The following is an 18,381-nucleotide window of genomic DNA, read 5'->3' as shown; positions in this document are numbered from 1 at the left end:
TGCAGAAAAAAAAGAGTTTGGAACAATCTTAAAATAATCTTTAAATTTCTTTCCTTTACTCCGCTAATGATTTCCGTGCAAGACTCCGCTTTCCGCGGGTAGCCCGTGAGCCTCCTCGTCACATTCGTTCCTGCGGTAAGAAAAGCGGAAGGGCTTTGGTCAGAGGCGTGTGGCATAAGGCGAATCGGCCACGAAGGAGATCTTTGCCTTATTGGACGAGTTGACTTATGGTATATGCCTCTAAGCCCTGAAGCTGGACAGGTCTCCCATTAGCTACACTTCCCGCAGGAGTTTTCGCCTTGCCCTCCAATCAACCGCTGGAAACATCTAATATTCAAAACAAAAAAACCCGAACTAATTTGCCAGCCAGAAGGCGAATTAATTCGGGTTTTACTTAGGCTAAAACACTTTTTCCTGCGATCATATTCTATTTCTTATAATTCACACCGTACACATCATGGCGGCGGTCTTTTAACTGTCTTACTGTGCCGGATTGGCGCTGGCGGCGGAGTACTTCCAGATCGACGTCCCCGATCATGACCATCTCGATGTTCGGGTTCGTCTCCCCTACGATTCCATCCCGGGCAAATTCGAAGTCAGACGGTGCAAAGATTCCTGATTGGGCATATTGAATATCCATATTCTCCGTCTGCGGAAGATTTCCGACTGTACCGGAAATGACCGTGTAAATCTGGTTTTCAACCGCGCGTGCCTGAGCACAGTACCTTACGCGGAGATAGCCTTGACGGTCTTCCGTACAGAATGGCGTGAAGATGATTTTGGCTCCTTTGTCCGTTGCAATGCGGGCAAGCTCAGGGAATTCGATATCATAGCAAATCTGAATGGCAATCTTTCCGCAGTCGGTATCGAACACCCTCACTGAATCACCAGGGCTGATCCCCCACCATTTCCGCTCATTCGGTGTAATATGGATCTTATACTGCTTCTCGATTGTCCCGTCACGGCGGAAGAGATAGGCGATATTATAGATCTCGTCATCCTCTTCTTTCACAAAATGGGATCCGCCGATGATATTGACATTGTATCGGACCGCCAAGTCTGTGAAGAGTTCAATGTACTCTTCCGTGAAATCAGTCAGCTTCCTCACCGCTAGGCTTGGTGATTTGATGTTTAAGAAAGACATGAGCTGAGTGGTGAAAATCTCAGGGAACACCACGAAATCTGACTTCGCATCCGAAGCTACGTCGGTAAAATACTCAACCTGATTCGCAAATTCTTCAAATGAGTTGATTTTCCTCATCATATATTGCACGACGCAAATCCGGACAGGGTAGCTCGTTTTGAAGTGACGCTTGCTTGATGGGCGGTAATCGACATTATTCCATTCCATCAATGTCGCATATTTTTGCGATCTCTTGTCATCAGGAAGGTAGTTCGGATTGATCCTCATCAAAGTGAATCCATTAAGCAGCTGGAAAGACAGTACAGGGTCATAAATTTTGTGGCGTCCTACCGCATCCACATATTCCCTCGGTGACATTTCGTCCGAGTGCTTATAGTAATTCGGGATCCTTCCTCCGATGATGATGCTCTTTAAATTCCATTGACGGGCAAGGTCCTTTCGGGCTTCATAGAGGCGGTGCCCGACTTTCATCCTCCTGTAATCCGGATGGACCATCACTTCGATTCCGTATAGATTGTAACCGTCGGGATTATGGTTGGTTATGTACCCGTTGTCTGTAACATCATCCCATGTATGACGGTCATCATATTCATCAAAATTGATGATTAAACTTGAGCATGAGCCGATGATATCACCATCGAGTTCCGCCACAAGCTGGCCATCGGGAAATACTTCTAAATGACTTTCAAGGTGCGCAACCTTCCACGGCTCCATGCCGGGAAAACAGACCTCCTGCATCTTGATTATATGTTGAATGTCCTTATGCTCCATAGGACGTATGATCATTTTCTTCTCAAATTGGGATAAATCCAATTTTTCTGCCATATCAATCACTCCTTCAGTACGCTGTTGTTATACCCTTATCATGCGCGCGGGAAACGAAGTTCATGAGTCCCCGCAAGCAAAGTTTGATTTTTATCCTTTTTCATTTTACCAAAAGGCAGAAAGAATATAATAGGATTTTGAATCATGGATGCGCAAAAGATTTGCTCCAAAAGATCATTCCACTTACTATATAATAGCGGGGAACTTGGAACCCTTAAAAATCCTCTAACAGGGATGAAGGATTAACCGTTATAATAAATAATGAAAATACGTTAAGAGAGAGGATATTTCTATGAATAAAAAAGCAGATTCCCTCCTTTTCACAGGATGGGCAGCCTCACTCGTCGCTGCGCTCGGCAGCTTGTTTTTTTCTGAAGTGATGAAATATGAGCCATGTGAGTTATGCTGGTATCAGCGGATTCTGATGTATCCGATGGTCATCCTTTTAGGGGTGGCGTATGTGCGGAAGGACTTTAATGCAGCATTATATTCTTTGATTCTTTCCGGGATCGGACTTGCCGTATCCATTTATCATTATTCACTGCAAAAACTATCGTTCCTATCAGAAAACGCCCCGTCATGCGGCCGTGTACCATGCACAGGAGAATACATAAACTGGATGGGGTTCATCACGATTCCATTCCTCGCACTGACAGGGTTTATCATCATTTTCATCTCAAGCCTGTTAACGCTAAAAGCAATCAAGGAGGACCAGTAAATTGAAAAAAATCATTATATTCCTGGCCATTGTCGTCGGTCTGTTCGCGGCAATCGCAATCGTGACCAACATTCAGAACAGTCAAAAAGCAGAAGGAAATAAATTTAAAAAAGATGACCTCGACCCTGCCACAGTAGATCTTCTGGATGACCCAAACTATCAGAATGTCATCCTTCCTGAAGAGCTTGAAAAGAAGCTCGGGGAGAAAGAAGATGTAACGGTGTACTTTTACAGTTCCACATGTCCGCACTGTAAGAAAACGACCCCTATACTTGCTCCGCTCGCAGAAGATATGGGAGTTGATATGGTTCAATACAATGTGCTTGAGTTCGAACAAGGCTGGACAGACTACCAAATCGAAGCCACCCCTACCCTTGTTCACTTCGAAAACGGGAAAGAAGTGGACCGCCTCGTCGGCAGCCAGCCTGAAGAAGTCTACAGAAACTTCTTTGATAAGAATGTAAAATAGTTCATTTACAGTCTTTCATCCTGGAACATTCCAGTGATGAAGGACTGTTTTTTTGGAAGAAGCAGATTTCAAACGGATCCTGCTGGTGGTTGGAGGGCAAGACGAAGACTCCTATCAGAAATGCGGAAGGGCTTTGTTCAGAGGCGTGTGGCATAAGTCGAATCGGCCTTGAAGGCGTTCTTTGCCTTCTTGGTCGGTTTGGCTTATGACATGTGCCTCTAAGCCCTGCAGCTGGACAGTTCCTCCATCATTAAGGAGCTCACGAGTCACCCGCGGAAAGCGAAGTCTTGCACGGAAACCACCAGCAGCGTCCAAACCACAAAAAATAGGGACCGACGCCGCCGTCAGTCCCATCAATGAGGAGGAATTTCAAGAGAAGATACGCTGTATCCTCAATAAAATTAATTACTTGATATATTCCCCCCTCAACTGCAAATAAACCGCATTTATCTAATTTTCCAAACAATCACTAAATTAAAAGCTGATTGGCCGCCTTTGAATACACACTTAATGAATGTCTGCACTCTGATTCGTCCGTGAATTGATCGAAGGACAATGGGAAGAAGAGCCCGAACCCTTGCAGGATTTGGACATTATGATAAAACATTTCCTCATAGACCTCATCCCTCACACCGCATTCAACAATTGAGATCAGTGTCTGTAGACAGGAAATCACCTGAAACGCTTCCTTCAATGTCCCGCAGTATTCAAAGTTTCTATTTGCCGTATGTAAGATTTCCATGTTTTCAAATTGCTCAATTTCTTCGTCTGTGAAATAATCAGGGAAAATAGTACAATACATATGATTGATTAATTCCTGGATTTTCGTATCTTGTTCATGTGTTGAAGCCAGTAAAACCTTCACCATCATAACCCACCTTTGTAATGCTTGTAATCTCTCTGTAATAGATACATCTAGGATAACATAGATAACTACCCTCAAGTGTGGTAATTATACCCATGAATTTGGTAAAACAGGTGATGAAATGGGATTAAATACCCACAAGCGTATAAGATTTTTGTCAGTTAAAGGAGCTTTTTGATGAAAACAATGAGAAAAGGTTCACTCTTCCAACTGGTGTTACCCTCCAATTGGAAAAATGTAACGATAGAGCACATCCTAAAGGAGGAGTGGCAGGCACCCAAAAAGCTAATACATTCCATGAGGATGAATAAGGATATCAAGGTAAATGGCGACTATTTTCCATGGGATAAACCATTAACCCCTGGCGACACTTTGGAGATGGAGCTGTTTAAAAAGACGGATTATGATGTCCCTCCCGCTTATGGTGATTTGCAAGTCTTATATGAAGACGACCACCTCATTGCCGTCAATAAACCCGCGGGAATGGATACACATCCAAACGGTCCCCAGGACACAGAAACACTTGCGAATCTCATCGCTTTCCACTTCCAGGCAAAGGGGGAAAGTTGCCGGGTCATGCATATACACCGGCTGGACCGTGATACGTCAGGAGCCGTCATCTTTGCCAAACATCCCCTTGCCAAAGCGATTCTAGACAGGCTTTTGATTGAGCGCCAAGTGAAAAGAACCTACCTTGCACTGGTACACGGCAGGCTTAAACAAAAGAAAGGCACCATATCTGAACCAATTGGGCGCGACCGTCATCATAATACGAGAAAGAGGGTCTCCCCTTCCGGCCAAAAAGCCGTCACTCATTATAAAGTATTAGAATTCCGGGAAAATATGACTCTTGTTGAGGTCGTGCTCGATACAGGAAGGACCCACCAGATACGGGTTCATATGAGTCACGTCGGGCACCCTTTGGCCGGGGATACTCTATACGGGGGCAAGCCTGTCTTTAAGCGCCAGGCACTGCATGCTGCACGGATCACATTCCCCCACCCTTTGACGGGTGAACGGATAGTGTGTGAGGCGGAGTGTGTGGATGATATCGGACTGAATAGTTGAATCGTATCCGTTCCATAAAAAAGCACCCTGACTGTTTTTAAGCAGCCGGGTGCTCTTTTTATTCCTTACTTCAATCCGTTCTTGATCGCTTCCGCTACTTGAATTGTGCGGCGCGTCTGGTGCTTCACGGCAGGTTCGACGCTTTCCACCATGTTGCCTTCCTGATCAACCGTTACACTTGTTCCGTAAGGATTGCCTCCTGTAGCAAATGATGACTCATCTGTATAACCCGGTGCTGCGATGATTGCACCCCAGTGCATCATTGTCGTATAAAGGGCTAGAACCGTCTGCTCCTGGCCGCCGTGCGAGTTGCTTGCGGAAGATGTCGCACTGACGACTTTGTTTGCGAGTTTCCCTTGGAACCAAAGTCCGCCTGTTGTATCTAGGAAAGATTTCACCTGGGACGGAACATTACCAAATCGGGTCGGTACATTGAACAAAAAGGCATCTGCCCATTCCAGATCGTCAAGGGTTACTGTCGGTACGCTGTCTTTCGTTTCATTGTAGTGCTTTTCCCATGCTGGATTCGAAGCGATCGCCGCCTCAGGTGCTGTCTCTTCAAAGCGAAGCAATTTTACTTCTGCTCCCGCTTCCTTTGCAGCTTCTTCAGCCCATTTGGCCATTTGATAGTTCGTCCCTGTGGAACTGTAGTACATGACTGCTAATTTTACATTTGACATACTCGAAATCTCTCCTTTTTAAAAAAATATTTGTTCAGTTCATACTAAAAATTTCCTATTTACTGTCTTCCCAATGAAATCATAAATAAAACGTTTTAAATTACTTCAAAATAATAAATCTTTAATTTGAGATATCATACAAAAAATATATGGCGAAATATCTCAGTGGTATTTATTTTGATTTCGAGATAATTGTATATCACTTTGATCTCACCTGTCAACATAAAAAAGGAAATAGTCAGAAAAAACGGCCCGTCCCCTCATAATGGGAGACGGGCCAACTTATTAGAAATCGAAATTGTCCGGGTCCGGACCGAATCGTTCATTTTGATTCAAGTCATTGATTTTGTTCATTTCATCTGATGAAAGTTCAAAATTGAATAAATCAGCGTTTTCCTTAATGCGGTTTGCATGTACCGATTTAGGGATGATCACAACATCGTTTTGCAGATGCCAGCGCAGGATGACCTGCGCGGAAGACTTTCCATGCTTTTCAGCGATTTGTTTCAAGGCCGGTTCATCAAGTACTCTGCCTTGAGCAATCGGTGACCATGCTTCCACCGCGATATTCTCTTCCTGACAGAAGGCTTTGAGTTTTTCCTGACTCAAACGAGGATGGCATTCAATCTGATTGATCACAGGTTTCTCATTGCTGCTGCTCATCAGATCTTCAAGATGATGCTGATGGAAGTTACTCACTCCGATTGATTTTACAAGTCCTTCGCTGTATAACCTTTCAAGTGCTTTCCACGTATCCTTGTACTTCCCTTCAACAGGCCAGTGAATCAAATACAGATCCATATAGTCCATCTCAAGTTTCTTCAGGCTCGTTTCGAATGCTTTCAATGTTGTATCGTACCCTTGATCACTGTTCCAAACCTTTGAAGTAATGAATAGATCTTTACGGTCGGCGCCGCTTTCTTTTACACCTTGACCGACACTCTCTTCATTCCCGTAAACAGCCGCCGTATCGACAGAAAGATACCCTGTTTCAATGGCGGACTTGACTGCCTGGACAGTTTCACTGGGATCTTTCATTTGATAAACGCCAAGTCCAACGTATGGAATTCCGATTCCATTATGTAACGTTTTTTTACTTTGCAGATTTTTCAACATAGTGCATCCCTCCTTTCTATATTTTACAAAATCCGCCGGGGAGAACGCGAATATTATGATTGTCGTTTTCGTTTTCGGTTAATCCTCCTATATAAAAAAGCCTTTCCCCAGTGCAGAATACCCCGGAGAAAAGCCTGACAACCCTTATCGATTGATAAATTGACCCATGGATTTTCCTATGAAAGAAAGTCTGTGCAGCGGACGCGTCATAGCGACGTATTGAAGCTTGATATCCAGTTCATTCCCGCTGCTGAATACTTCATCGATGACCGTGATCATCACGACATCGAATTCCAGACCCTTTGATAAATAAGAAGGAACTACGACGATCCTGTCTTTTGGAATCGACTCCTGCTCTTCCAACAGCTTTATTTTCCCCGGCATTTTCTCATTGAGGGTTTTGTAGATCTGCCTGCAGTCCTTCATGCTCTTCCCGATGACTGCAAACGTTTGGAATCCTTCTTCCTTCCCCTTTGAAACAATGCCGCCAATGATTTCAGCCAGCTCACCTGCTTCTTCATACATGATTGAACAGGGGGCATCCCCGTGCCTGACAACCGGATTCACCTTTGGAAACTCATTCGGAAGCAGGCTCAACAGCTTATTCGCTTCTTCCATTATTTCGATTGTGGTCCGGTAGCTTTTTTGAAGTTCCGTATAAGTGGCTCTTGGAAACACTTCCTTGTAGACCGGCTCCCATGCCTGAAGTCCCCTGTAGGAATGGATTCCCTGTGCAAGATCCCCCACAAGGGTGAACATATCGGTCTCAAGCGCCCTTTTAAGCGTGTACAGCTGCATATAACTGTAATCCTGTGCTTCGTCGATCACAATGTTCTTGGCCTTATAGAACTTATCGATCCCGAACAAGTGGGTCTGCAAGTATAGAAGGGGTGCCAGATCTTCCACTTCGTATTTTTTCTTCATTAAAAGACTCATCGTATAGAAGCACAAATCCTCCGCCTGGTGCAGGTCCAGCTCTCCCCGGGAGTATTCAACCAGCCGTTCAGGGTCTGAAAACAGCTCGGAATAGTACTGCTCCAGATTCTTTTTTTCAAATTGTTTCATGTATTGTGTAACACTTGTTCTTACAGCCTTCTTCACTTCTTCAAGCCGCTCAGCCTTTTTATCCAGTGCCTTTGATATATATTCCTTGCGGTTTCCGGCACCGGCCCGCTGATAAAGTGCTTTCTCGATTTTCTCGTCGAAAAAAGTCTCGACCTTCTCGATCATTTGTTTTTTATTTGATCGCACATACCCCTGCAGCAGGAATTTGAGCTTTTCAATCCGCCGGTAAACCGGCATATAGGTGTACTCTTCTTTAAAAAGATGGGTGAACTTCTTTGCGGAGTATAGTTTATATTTATCTACATAGAAATCCTGGGACGGATAAAATCTTTTCTCGATTTCTTCAATATAGTGATCCAGGATCCTCCTGAACGTCTTTGATCCCTTGAATCCTGAGATCCACGAAGCCTTTTTGACCTCAATTTCATGATTCCTCTCAATCAGCCTGATCAACTTGTCATCTTCGACGAGCTTCAACTTCTTTTCAAGGCAGGTCATCACATAATCGGAAAAGGTCGTCTGCCTCACTTTTTCCACCCCTAGCTCCGGCAGGGCTTCCGATATGTAATCGATGAACAAATTACTCGGTGCAAGGATCATCAGCTGCCTCGGATCGAAATGCTGCTTGTAGTTATAGATAAAGTATGAGATTCGGTGAAGGGCAATCGTCGTTTTCCCGCTGCCTGCCGCGCCCTGAACAATGATCGGCCTGTTCAGATCGGCCCGGATGATCCGGTTCTGTTCTTCCTGGATGGTGGAAATGATTTCGGTCAGACGGTTGCTTGAGCTCTTAGCCAATGAATCTTGCAGAAGTTCGTCGGTTGTAGTCAGGTCGATGTCCCTGATTTCTTCAAGCCGGCCTTCTTCAATCATATATTGGCGTTTTAAGGAGAGGTCACCCTCGTACGTTTCACCCTCGGCCTCATATGAGACATCGCCGATTCTTCCCTCGTAGTAGAGATTCGCAATCGGGGAACGCCAGTCAACAATGATTTGTTCCTGGTTTTCACGCTGATACAAGGAAGTCTTTCCGATATAATGCTTTTCCGTCCTGTCCGATCCCTGGGTTTTAAAATCGATCCGGGCAAAGTACGGCTTGTTCTTCGCCTTAAGGAGGGATTCCAATTCTTCTTTGGACATTTCAAAAAAGCTCGAGTTGGTGAGAATGTCGATATAGGCCGCACTGGATTCCCCCCAGTCGACATCCCCGAAGGCTTTCTCCATATTCTCTTTGTACTTCTCTTTGCTTGACTGGGATGTTTCAATCACCACGTCAATATACCTTTTTGTAAATTCAAGTCGTTCTGATTCATTGGAAAAATCGGGGTGCAGTGCTGATTCCTTCGTCATAACTTTCTCCTTTCAAAAGTGGTTTTGCGCAATGGAGAAAAAAACGTCTTAATCAAACCGCCGGGGTAACGACTCCCGTGCGTGCGGTCTAACACGTTCAATGAGACACATCGAAATCTGTAAAAATTATGTAGGCGTTTGGGAGCAGAAATATATATTATCAGATAATTGGTAAAGTTTCAATACGAAATGCGGAAGGGCTTTGGTCAGAGGCGGGTGGCATAAGACGAACCGGGCATGAAGGCGTTCTTTGCCTTCCTGACCGGTTTGGCTTATGACATGTGCCTCTAAGCCCTGCAGCTGGACAATACGAAATGCGGAGGCGGCTCGTTCAGAGGCGACAAGCATAAGGCAGACAAGCCGGAAAGGCGCTCTTTGCCTTTTTGGCTTGTTTGACTTATGACCTCGAGCCTCTAGCCACCGGAGCTGGACAATACGAAATGCGGAAGGGCTTTGGTCAGAGGCGTGTGGCATAAGACGAACCGGGCATGAAGGCGTTCTTTGCCTTCCTGACCGGTTTAGTGGGCTGGAAAACCGGAATCTTCGAATTATAGGGCTGAAATCTTTTAAGTTTGAAAAGTAATCTTTTAATATCAACCATATTAATCTTCGAATTCCACCCAATATTCTTTTAATATTCAAATTTGTTCCTCCACTTGGAAAGTAAACCTATGTATTCAACTGCTGCCGAATCGGTAGCGGCTACCAAGCCGACGAAACTGGATAAAATGAAGTGCAACGCCAGTTTTTGCAGAAAAAAACAGGATAAAAGGTGGTATTATACTAGAATTCAGCGAGAAGGGTATCCCTAGACGCTGCTAAAACTAGATTTCGGCATGACATAAAACCCGAATCTTCGAATTTTGATCTAAAATCTTTTAATTTTGCCAAGGAATCTTTTAATTCCGACGCTTAATCTTCGAATTCCATCCTATAATCTTTTAATTTTCAAGATAATTCCGTCACTTGGAAAATAAGGCCAAATACGCACACCACCTCTCCCGCATCCGCACTCCCCTTAAAAGGAAATCAACACCTCCAGCATGCCCCCTCATCACCACATAAAAAAACCCCTCCACCAAGAGGGGCCACATCACATCAAATCAAATCCTATCCAATTCGCGGCCAAGGTACTTCGCTAGCTCCAGCATCCCGTACTGACCAGCCGCCGCTTCTGCATCTTTGTTATAATTCGTGTTGGTGTTGACATCATATGTGTAAATCACACCTTCAGAATCCTTTATGAATTCAATTCCGGCAACGTCAATCTTGTTATCACGGAGGAATGCTTGATACTCTGCAATAATTCCATCATCGAACCCGTCGATCACCTGAAACTTCGGACTCTCCTCTTGCTCTCCAACAGGGCAGAAAAGGTCGTCGATCTGGCAGGTATCCGCCGGGCACAGTTCGAAGCCTTCGGAGGTGTCCACCCGGACAGCGTATAGATACTCCCCTCCAATGAATTCGCAACGTGTGATGGAGTGATCGGGTGATTGGATATATTCCTGAATCAAGGTTGTTCCGTCCAATGGTTCTTCAAATGAGTCACTGTAGACGTATTCCTTCAACGCATCAATGGAATGAAACAACTGTACTCCCAAACCTTTTCCTGCCCGGTTATGTTTTGTGATGAAAGATGGTTTGTCCAATTTTTTTGCTGCCTGGATGATCTGGTCCTTCCCTACTGCCGCAATCGTTTTAGGCGTCCTGATTCCTGACGCATTCAAAGCCATATATTGATTCACTTTACTGACTTCGAGACGGAGTGCCCGCGTACCATTCAGAACTTTGCGGTCATGAAACTCAAGCCAGGACAGGACACTTTCCGTCAGCTCCGGTGCATAGCGGTGATTACGGGTATGGGATGAAGCACTGATCCTGTTGTAGAAGATTCCCTCCGGTGGAGCTTCCGTTAAGTCGACGGTGCCCTGGTCAAGGAACCACTCTTCATATGGTAGATTCAATTCATCTAAACGATCGGTCAGATGCCTGGTCCACTCACTATTTTCATGGATGACATGAATTTTTCTCAAGATGATTCCCTCTCTTTTTGATTCCGACTTAAATACAAAGTAATCCTACTATAAAAGTAGGATTAAAGTCAAAATCTTTGTTCATTTTTCATTTCTCTTATTTTTGAAATGGATTTTCATCCCGCTTTTCGTGACGGGAGGCTGCAGGGGGTCCTTCAGATGCAGGGGGTCATGCGTCCGTTCAATTTTTAGCAGGTCCCTTATTTCCTGAAGCACTTCCAGATTGGTTGTCTGCTTCACTTTGTATTGCTCCTCGCCTCCCTTTAGGCGGTTAAAGACTTTGATCATGAAGAAAATACTGGCAGCAACGAGGAGAAAATCGACTGTGGTTTGAATGAACTTTCCTATTTCAATCACCTCGGCTCTAACTCTCAAGTTTAGTCCTTCAAAATTCACGCCGCCAAATAAGATACCGACAATCGGCATCATGATATCTTCCACCAAAGATTCCACAATCTTACCAAATGCCGCACCGATAATAACCGCTATCGCAAGGTCGAACACATTCCCCCTGGAAATGAACTGCTTGAATTCTCTCCACATCATCCCTTCACCTGCCGTTTCATTACTAAATCATATGGCAGAAATCAGGAAGGTATGAGGACATTCCAATTTTTCATCATTGCCCCATATAAAAAGCCGATCCCAAAAGGACCGGCCCGGTTCAACAATAAGTTACATGATATATTTTCTTACAATCGCAAAAAGAAGGAACAAGGCAACGACGAACATGACGATGACCAGGATTTTTTCTTCTTTATTACCAAGCATTGCGAATCGCCTCCCAGCAGTATACCTTTGACCCAGTTTAATATAGTTTTCCCTCTTATTCAGCCAACAACACTTCTTACATTGTTTTTCGTTCAAACAAGGTGGTTTCAAGGATGACAGGGGAAGATGGTTCTTCTTTTAAAAATAGTTTGAATGCTTCCTCCCCCAGCTGTCTGATCGGTACGTCAAAAGACGTGATGTCAAATACTTCTGATATAGGATGATTATCAAAACTTAAGATTGCCAGTTCATCGGGTATGGAGATCCCTTTCCTGCCTGCCTGAGATACAATCCCTGCCGATACTTGATCACTCGTGACGATAAGGGCAGACGGCCTCTCACCAAGGGACTCCCACTGTCCTACGACTTCCCTTCCGTCCTGGAGGCTGATGCAGTCGTTGAAAATCCATCCGTCTTGTATCTTGTGCCCTGCAGCTTCGGCTCCATCGAAAAATCCCCGTACCCTTTCTTCGCTATTTGTCCCGAACGTACGGTGAATACACAGTCCGATATCTTTATGGCCTTTTGAATGGAGGTGATCCATTGCGGTTCGGACCGCTTCATAATGGTTGATGAAGACTTTTTTCTCCACACCGGAAAGATTCTCACAGAAGACGACATTGGTCCCCTCCATGAATGGCTGCAGTGCTTCAAGGGAGTTCGCCCTTGATGCAAGAATAAGGCCATCCACCTCCTTCATCCGCAGGCGGTGAAATGCATCTAGTTCGGCCACTTTTTCATAATTGGTCTGAAAAATCTTGAGGTGATACCCGTGTTTCAATGCTTCCCCCGCGATTCCCTGCAGTACTTCACCAAAGTACGGCAGGTTCAAGAAGGGAATCACCACCCCTATGCAATATGTTTTCCCTTTTGATAAGTGGACGGCATTCGCGTTCTTTATGTAATTCAATTCTTCTACAGCGCCCAGGACCCTGCGTCTTTTTTCTTCGCGGACGTAAGGATGTTCATTCAAGACCCTCGAGACGGTTGAAACTGAGACACCGGCGAGACGGGCAATTTCACGGATATTAGTCATGACCCATTCTCCTTTAGTAAGGATAAAATATTTCTTATATAAGCGCTTGCTCTGAAACGCGTTTCACAGATTATAGTCAAGATAAGGTTAACCCATTCACAAAATGAACTGCAAGGAGGATGCGCTATGCTGGGTATTTTTTATCTTCCCATTCTTTGTCTCATCATTATCGGAGGGAGCTGGATGGCTCTTAAACCCATTGATTTCTTCACACCCATAGAGGCAGATGATCCTTTTGATTCATTATTTCATTAAAATTGCTGCTTCTATCTAATATTACTCTTATGAAGCAACTTATTTTAGCAACGTGCAATGTGTAAGGAAATTCTCATCACTTGACGCAAAAAAGTGCGTCCGTTATAGTGGTCATGTTATCAGACACTTACAAAAAGTAAGCAGCATCCAGATTCATCCTGAATTATAGCACTTTTTTCACATCAAGGAGGCATGATCATGACAGATTTCTTTCAGGTGGCAGAAGAACGCCGCTCTACGAAAGTGTATAACCCTGAAGTTGAGATTCCCCGTGAAGAATTGGTAGAGATTCTTCAGGTTGCGGGAAAAGCACCGTCAGCCTGGAATCTTCAACATTGGCAGTTTCTTGTGTTCGATCGCAAAGAGGTTCAGGAGCGCCTGCTTCCGATTGCGTACAATCAGCAGCAGGTCGTTGATGCTTCGGCAGTTGTCGCAGTACTAGGCGATCTTGAGGCAGATAAAAAGATTGATCCGGTCCTTGATCCTTCGGTTGAAAAAGGAGAAATGAAACCAGAATTGAAGGAGATCCTCTCCAAGCAGATCAAAGGAGCATACAGCCGTGACCTTTATCCAAGGGACGCTGCTTTCAGCAATGCTTCACTTGCAGCCATGCAGTTGATGCTTGCAGCAAAGGCAAAAGGCTGGGACACTTGCCCGATCGGGGGCTTCAACCCATCTGCTCTCGTATCTGAATTCAACGTTTCCGATCGTTACTTGCCCATCATGCTGATCACGATAGGCAAACCTCTGAAGGAAGCAAGAAAAACAGACCGGCTGGATATCCGCAACCTGATCGATTGGGCGGAATAAAAGACAAAGCCGCATTGCTATGGCAGCGATGCGGCTCTTTTTTAAATATTCAATAAATCCTTTGTTACTCTCTGGATGATCTCCGGCAGCACGGAGAAAGTGTATGGTTTATAGACACGTTCCGTCCACTGATGACCGTCTTTACCATAGACGCCGATATTGATGGAAGGAATGTTCAGCTTCCTGATTGTTTCGATCGGGACAGGATAGAGATCGTCAATCATCGGCAGATTCTTCGTGATGACCTCTATATCTTCATCCTCCTCGTGCAGGGATAGAAAACTGCCGTCTGCAAGATAAGGGAAAAAGCGTTTTACTACGAATTCTTCCCCTGTCTCATGTGAAATTTGATTCAGACAGCCCTCCAGGATATCCTTCACTTTCTTACCGTACTCATTTTCTTCATTTAAATAGTTATGCGGCAGAAATGGCGGAGCGAAGAAAATGATGACTCTCGGTGTCCGGTCCGGGTCGAGAAGCTGAAGCGCTTCAACCATTTTGTAAGCAATCGTCCGTCGATCCTCCCCTTCATGCCTGCGAAAAACTTCCTCCATGACGGGATCCGGATCAAGCCCCCGCTCCTTCAGCCAGAAAATATATTCCCTCAGCGTCAGAACATCCACATGCCAGGACAGCTCCCTTTCAGGAAAACCGTGATAGGTACGGTAGTTCTCGTACTGTTCCCTGCTCTTCATTTCAAGCTGTTCCACCGCTTTTATGGCTGCTTTTTTCATAACGTATAAAACGTCCCTGGCCGTTTTTTCATAAACAAAGTAATTGAAATAAATCGATGTACTTAGTGGTGTCTGCACATTATATGCCGTCTTATCGTCTTTAAAATACAGACAGGACGGCGGGAGGGTGAATTCACCCGGAATTTTCTCTACGAAATCAAGATTCTGATTAATTTCCAAATTGATTTTAGAAGCGATTGCCGTCGGGTCGATCGACGTCAATACGTCACCGACATGCGCTTCCCTTCCATAGATGTAGAAGCCCGGCAGAAATTTACCCGCCGCCCCGGTGTATATATATCTCTTGCAATCCCCATCATAAATAGGTGAAATGAAATCGGTATTGACGGCCGCAAGATAGTCGAAGCCTTCTCCTTTCAGCCTGTCGAGTTCGGACAAGGCTGCAATCAGTCCTGCATGCTCACTTTCCTCATCCCCATTGAACAGGAACAGTAAATTTCCCTTAGGGAGCTCCTTTTGTTCGGAAAAATAAAGCAGATTGGCCAGGTGGACGGCAATCCCGCTTTGCATATCAAGCGCCCCCCTTCCGAACAGCCAATTGCCTGAACGGGCATCTTCCCTCACTTTGTCTTCCCCTTCATAGTCCATAAAGAATTTCTGGAGGAAATCGGGATCATGGGCCATGTCCTGCAGGGCACCGTAATCATCCGTGCCGACTGTGTCATAATGTGCATGGAATAATAAAGTTTTTGCCGATTCCCCTTCTAGGAGCGCAAAGACATTCTGCCTGCCGATTCCGTCATTGGGGACCTTTTGCATCCAGACTTTATCAGGATGCTTCTGGAAATAAGGAAATGACCGGATAATTTCATATATATAATGAGCTTTCCTGCTTTCGCCGGCTGTACCATTATAACTTTCAAGAGCGACTAGTGATCGTGTGATGTGGTCGATCTGTTCGGAGATCGGTTTGTTTTGCAGTTTCATATACACGTTAACACCGCTCCTTTCCCTTCAAATTAATCTCTGTAATTGAGACCATCTTATCGAAAAAGCCATCTATTTGGAAGGGGTTTCAAAATAATTTTTTTATTCTTTTTTAGTTAAACTATTGAATTTCACCCTAATACCGAATATTATATTATTTGTGTGTTTTTAATGTTCGTTTTTATGGAGGTTTTTACATGTTTAAATTACAAGAGAACGGCACTACCCCTAAAACAGAAATATTGGCGGGTTTGACGACGTTCTTGACAATGGTATATATCGTGGTCGTCAATCCGATCATCCTGGCAGATGCCGGTGTACCGTTTGATCAGGTATTCCTGGCTACAATCATTTCAGCTGTCGCAGGTACGCTGTGGATGGCGTTATTTGCAAACTATCCGATTGCGATTGCTCCGGGTATGGGATTGAATGCTTACTTCACTTATTCGGTTGTCGGAGCCAATGCCGATATTTCTTATGTGGTAGCATTTTCTGCCGTATTTGTAGCAGGTATCGTATTTGTCATTCTTTCATTGACGCCATTCCGTGCTAAATTAATCGAGGCGATCCCCCAGAATCTGAAACACGGGATCACCGCTGGTATCGGCCTGTTCATCGCCTTCATCGGCTTAAGACTGACTGGACTGATCGAAGCTCATCCTACCAATTTAGTAAAGCTCGGGGATTTGCATTCACATTCTGCGCTCCTTGCCCTTGCAGGATTGGCTGTGACGCTTGTGCTTATGGTGCTGAACGTACATGGAGCACTATTCATCGGAATGATTGTGACAGCTTTCATTGCCTATTTCACAGGTGACCTTTCTTTTGACAAAGGGATCTTCGCCATCCCTCATCTTCCGGAAGGACTGATCATCAGCAATCCGGTCACCGCTTTTGCAGATGTGGTTCAATACGGTTTGTATGCAGTCGTATTCTCCTTCCTGCTTGTGACCATATTTGATACGACCGGCACGATGATCGGGGTTGCCCAGCAGGCTGGTCTGATGAAGGGCAATCAATTGCCAAGGGCCCGTGAAGCACTGCTTGCAGACTCTGTGGCAACGACGATCGGGGCCATGTTCGGTACAAGTCCGACTTCAGCTTATATCGAGTCTTCCGCCGGTGTTTCCGCAGGAGGACGGACAGGGTTGACGACGCTGACGGTATCGATTCTATTCATTGTTTCCGCCTTCTTCGGCCCGCTTGTAAGCGCGGTTTCCGGGATATCGGCCATTACGGCCCCTGCTCTCATCATTGTCGGAAGTTTGATGATGGGAAGCATCTCCCATATTAAATGGGATGAGCTGGACGAAGCGTTCCCTGCTTTCCTGATCATCCTGAGCATGCCTCTGACATCAAGCATCGCAACTGGGATTGCGCTTGGATTCATCTCCTATCCACTGTTGAAAGTGGTTAAAGGACAATGGAGGCAGGTACATCCGCTTGTGTATATCTTTGCGGTATTATTTTTCTATCAATTGGCGTTCCTGCCGCATTAAATAGAATCGCGATTAATACTTTTTAAAGCTCTGCAATGAGTCTATGTCTTGCACTCCAATCAAACGCTGTAAAAATCTAAAAAACCCGAACTAATATACCTGCTAATAGGTATATTAGTTCGGGTTTTACTTTGATAAGAAACACTTTTGTATCGGCTTGTTTATTTGTCTCTTCAGCTTGCCTTTTAATCCAGCACTCTTTCCACTCCGAGCAGAGATTTTCCTTCAAAGGTAAGTTTATAGATATCAGGCATTTCAAGCTTCTGCCAGAATTCAATGTCATATTGAGGATCGAAGTGGTTCATGATGAGGACCATGATGTTGCCGTGTGTGCCGATTGCTACGTTTTTGCCTTCATATCTTTCCAAGATTTCAAGGAAATCTTGTATACCCCTTTTCTGGGCTTCTCTGTTGGATTCACCCCCGGGGAAAGAAAATTCAGGTTCCTTCCACACTTTCAGGATGGCCTGCGAAAAGTCTTCCACTGGTTCACCGGAAAGCTGTCTTTCTTTCAAATCTTCATAGATATCGATTTTTTTATTGAAAAAGGAGGCTGTTCCCTCTACTGTTTCAATGGCCCTTTTATATGGGCTTGAACAGACCGCATGGAGATTCTTGTCTTTCAGGATGCCCCTCACCCGGGCTGCATCGCGTTTTCCTCTTTCGGAGAGCGGCCTCTCCAGCTCCTCCGGGGTATAGACAGAATGGGAGTGTCGGACAAAATAGATGGTGGTTGGCATGTTTTCACTTCTTTTCTTAGAAACTTGTATAACAATGTGAGCACTCCTGAGCTGTCTTCTGCCGTTTCGTCAGTCTTCGGCAATTGGGGCATTCTACTTCTTTACTATGAAGATCCAGCCCCTTATTGCCGTGAAGCCATCTTAGATAAGATTTATTAATCAGGTAAACCGTAAAGCCGAGCATGGTACCGGTGATAACTAGTATTAAAGTCAGCCCCAAGAAGACCCCTCCTATCATTGTTAGTAAATAAT

Annotated in this window: 17 protein-coding genes; 6 read left to right on the top strand and 11 right to left on the bottom strand. The window is 44.8% G+C overall.

What is annotated here, in order from left to right; translation table 11 throughout:
- Positions 1 to 427: 427 nt before the first annotated feature.
- Positions 428 to 1,969, bottom strand: coding sequence for a bifunctional GNAT family N-acetyltransferase/carbon-nitrogen hydrolase family protein (locus AS034_RS07945; RefSeq protein ID WP_058298131.1), 1,542 nt, complete (start codon positions 1,967 to 1,969; stop codon positions 428 to 430).
- A gap of 292 nt (positions 1,970 to 2,261) precedes the next feature.
- Between AS034_RS07945 and AS034_RS07940 the strand changes: the two genes are divergently transcribed.
- Together AS034_RS07940 and AS034_RS07935 are read left to right on the top strand one after the other, a co-directional pair.
- Positions 2,262 to 2,687: a disulfide oxidoreductase gene (locus AS034_RS07940; protein ID WP_032089339.1), complete on the top strand. Its 426-nt coding sequence runs from the start codon at positions 2,262 to 2,264 to the stop codon at positions 2,685 to 2,687.
- A 1-nt stretch (position 2,688) separates the two neighbouring features.
- The gene (locus tag AS034_RS07935; RefSeq protein WP_058298130.1) at positions 2,689 to 3,156 is read left to right on the top strand and encodes a thioredoxin family protein; all 468 of its coding nucleotides are present in this window, start codon (positions 2,689 to 2,691) and stop codon (positions 3,154 to 3,156) included.
- A 469-nt stretch (positions 3,157 to 3,625) separates the two neighbouring features.
- Here the strand turns inward: AS034_RS07935 and AS034_RS07925 are convergent, their stop codons facing one another.
- Entirely contained in the window at positions 3,626 to 4,024 is a 399-nt protein-coding gene (locus AS034_RS07925) for a YhcU family protein (protein WP_231938024.1), read from the bottom strand.
- Positions 4,025 to 4,198: 174 nt separating this feature from the next.
- Between AS034_RS07925 and AS034_RS07920 the strand changes: the two genes are divergently transcribed.
- Positions 4,199 to 5,089, top strand: coding sequence for an RluA family pseudouridine synthase (locus AS034_RS07920; RefSeq protein WP_058298128.1), 891 nt, complete (start codon positions 4,199 to 4,201; stop codon positions 5,087 to 5,089).
- A 65-nt stretch (positions 5,090 to 5,154) separates the two neighbouring features.
- On the opposite strand, the gene wrbA is transcribed toward AS034_RS07920, so the two are convergent.
- The 6 genes from wrbA to AS034_RS07890 form a co-directional block, all read right to left on the bottom strand.
- Complete coding sequence (gene wrbA, locus AS034_RS07915) at positions 5,155 to 5,769, bottom strand: NAD(P)H:quinone oxidoreductase (protein ID WP_058298127.1); 615 nt, start codon at positions 5,767 to 5,769, stop codon at positions 5,155 to 5,157.
- A 285-nt stretch (positions 5,770 to 6,054) separates the two neighbouring features.
- Positions 6,055 to 6,885: an aldo/keto reductase gene (locus AS034_RS07910; RefSeq protein WP_058298126.1), complete on the bottom strand. Its 831-nt coding sequence runs from the start codon at positions 6,883 to 6,885 to the stop codon at positions 6,055 to 6,057.
- A 144-nt stretch (positions 6,886 to 7,029) separates the two neighbouring features.
- Positions 7,030 to 9,300, bottom strand: coding sequence for an RNA polymerase recycling motor HelD (helD, locus tag AS034_RS07905; RefSeq protein WP_058298125.1), 2,271 nt, complete (start codon positions 9,298 to 9,300; stop codon positions 7,030 to 7,032).
- A gap of 1,103 nt (positions 9,301 to 10,403) precedes the next feature.
- On the bottom strand, positions 10,404 to 11,336 hold the full coding sequence (locus tag AS034_RS07900) for an ATP-grasp domain-containing protein (protein ID WP_058298124.1): 933 nt from the start codon (positions 11,334 to 11,336) through the stop codon (positions 10,404 to 10,406).
- Between the two features lie 81 nt (positions 11,337 to 11,417).
- Entirely contained in the window at positions 11,418 to 11,879 is a 462-nt protein-coding gene (mscL, locus tag AS034_RS07895) for a large conductance mechanosensitive channel protein MscL (protein WP_058298123.1), read from the bottom strand.
- Positions 11,880 to 12,183: 304 nt separating this feature from the next.
- On the bottom strand, positions 12,184 to 13,143 hold the full coding sequence (locus AS034_RS07890) for a LacI family DNA-binding transcriptional regulator (protein WP_058298122.1): 960 nt from the start codon (positions 13,141 to 13,143) through the stop codon (positions 12,184 to 12,186).
- Positions 13,144 to 13,269: 126 nt separating this feature from the next.
- On the opposite strand from AS034_RS07890, the gene AS034_RS23315 reads away from it, so the two are divergent.
- Together AS034_RS23315 and AS034_RS07885 are read left to right on the top strand one after the other, a co-directional pair.
- Positions 13,270 to 13,398: a hypothetical protein gene (locus tag AS034_RS23315; RefSeq protein ID WP_272867397.1), complete on the top strand. Its 129-nt coding sequence runs from the start codon at positions 13,270 to 13,272 to the stop codon at positions 13,396 to 13,398.
- 192 nt (positions 13,399 to 13,590) lie between these two features.
- Complete coding sequence (locus tag AS034_RS07885; RefSeq protein WP_032089347.1) at positions 13,591 to 14,208, top strand: nitroreductase family protein; 618 nt, start codon at positions 13,591 to 13,593, stop codon at positions 14,206 to 14,208.
- A gap of 41 nt (positions 14,209 to 14,249) precedes the next feature.
- Here AS034_RS07885 and AS034_RS07880 read toward each other — a convergent pair whose 3' ends face one another.
- Positions 14,250 to 15,896 (bottom strand): M20/M25/M40 family metallo-hydrolase, encoded by a 1,647-nt coding sequence (locus AS034_RS07880; protein ID WP_419184976.1) that lies wholly within the window; start codon positions 15,894 to 15,896, stop codon positions 14,250 to 14,252.
- A 191-nt stretch (positions 15,897 to 16,087) separates the two neighbouring features.
- Here AS034_RS07880 and AS034_RS07875 point away from each other — a divergent pair, with 191 nt between their 5' ends.
- Positions 16,088 to 17,389, top strand: coding sequence for an NCS2 family permease (locus AS034_RS07875; RefSeq protein ID WP_032089348.1), 1,302 nt, complete (start codon positions 16,088 to 16,090; stop codon positions 17,387 to 17,389).
- Between the two features lie 185 nt (positions 17,390 to 17,574).
- On the opposite strand, the gene AS034_RS07870 is transcribed toward AS034_RS07875, so the two are convergent.
- Entirely contained in the window at positions 17,575 to 18,129 is a 555-nt protein-coding gene (locus AS034_RS07870) for a histidine phosphatase family protein (protein WP_058298121.1), read from the bottom strand.
- A gap of 16 nt (positions 18,130 to 18,145) precedes the next feature.
- On the bottom strand, positions 18,146 to 18,349 hold the full coding sequence (locus AS034_RS07865; RefSeq protein WP_058298120.1) for a hypothetical protein: 204 nt from the start codon (positions 18,347 to 18,349) through the stop codon (positions 18,146 to 18,148).
- Between the last annotated feature and the right edge of the window lie 32 nt (positions 18,350 to 18,381).

The sequence above is a fragment of the [Bacillus] enclensis genome (assembly GCF_001456935.1).
Lineage (GTDB): Bacteria > Bacillota > Bacilli > Bacillales > Bacillaceae_B > Rossellomorea > Rossellomorea enclensis.
Note: the sequence above shows the minus strand (reverse complement) of the source record. Positions and strands in the feature narration are given on the sequence as shown.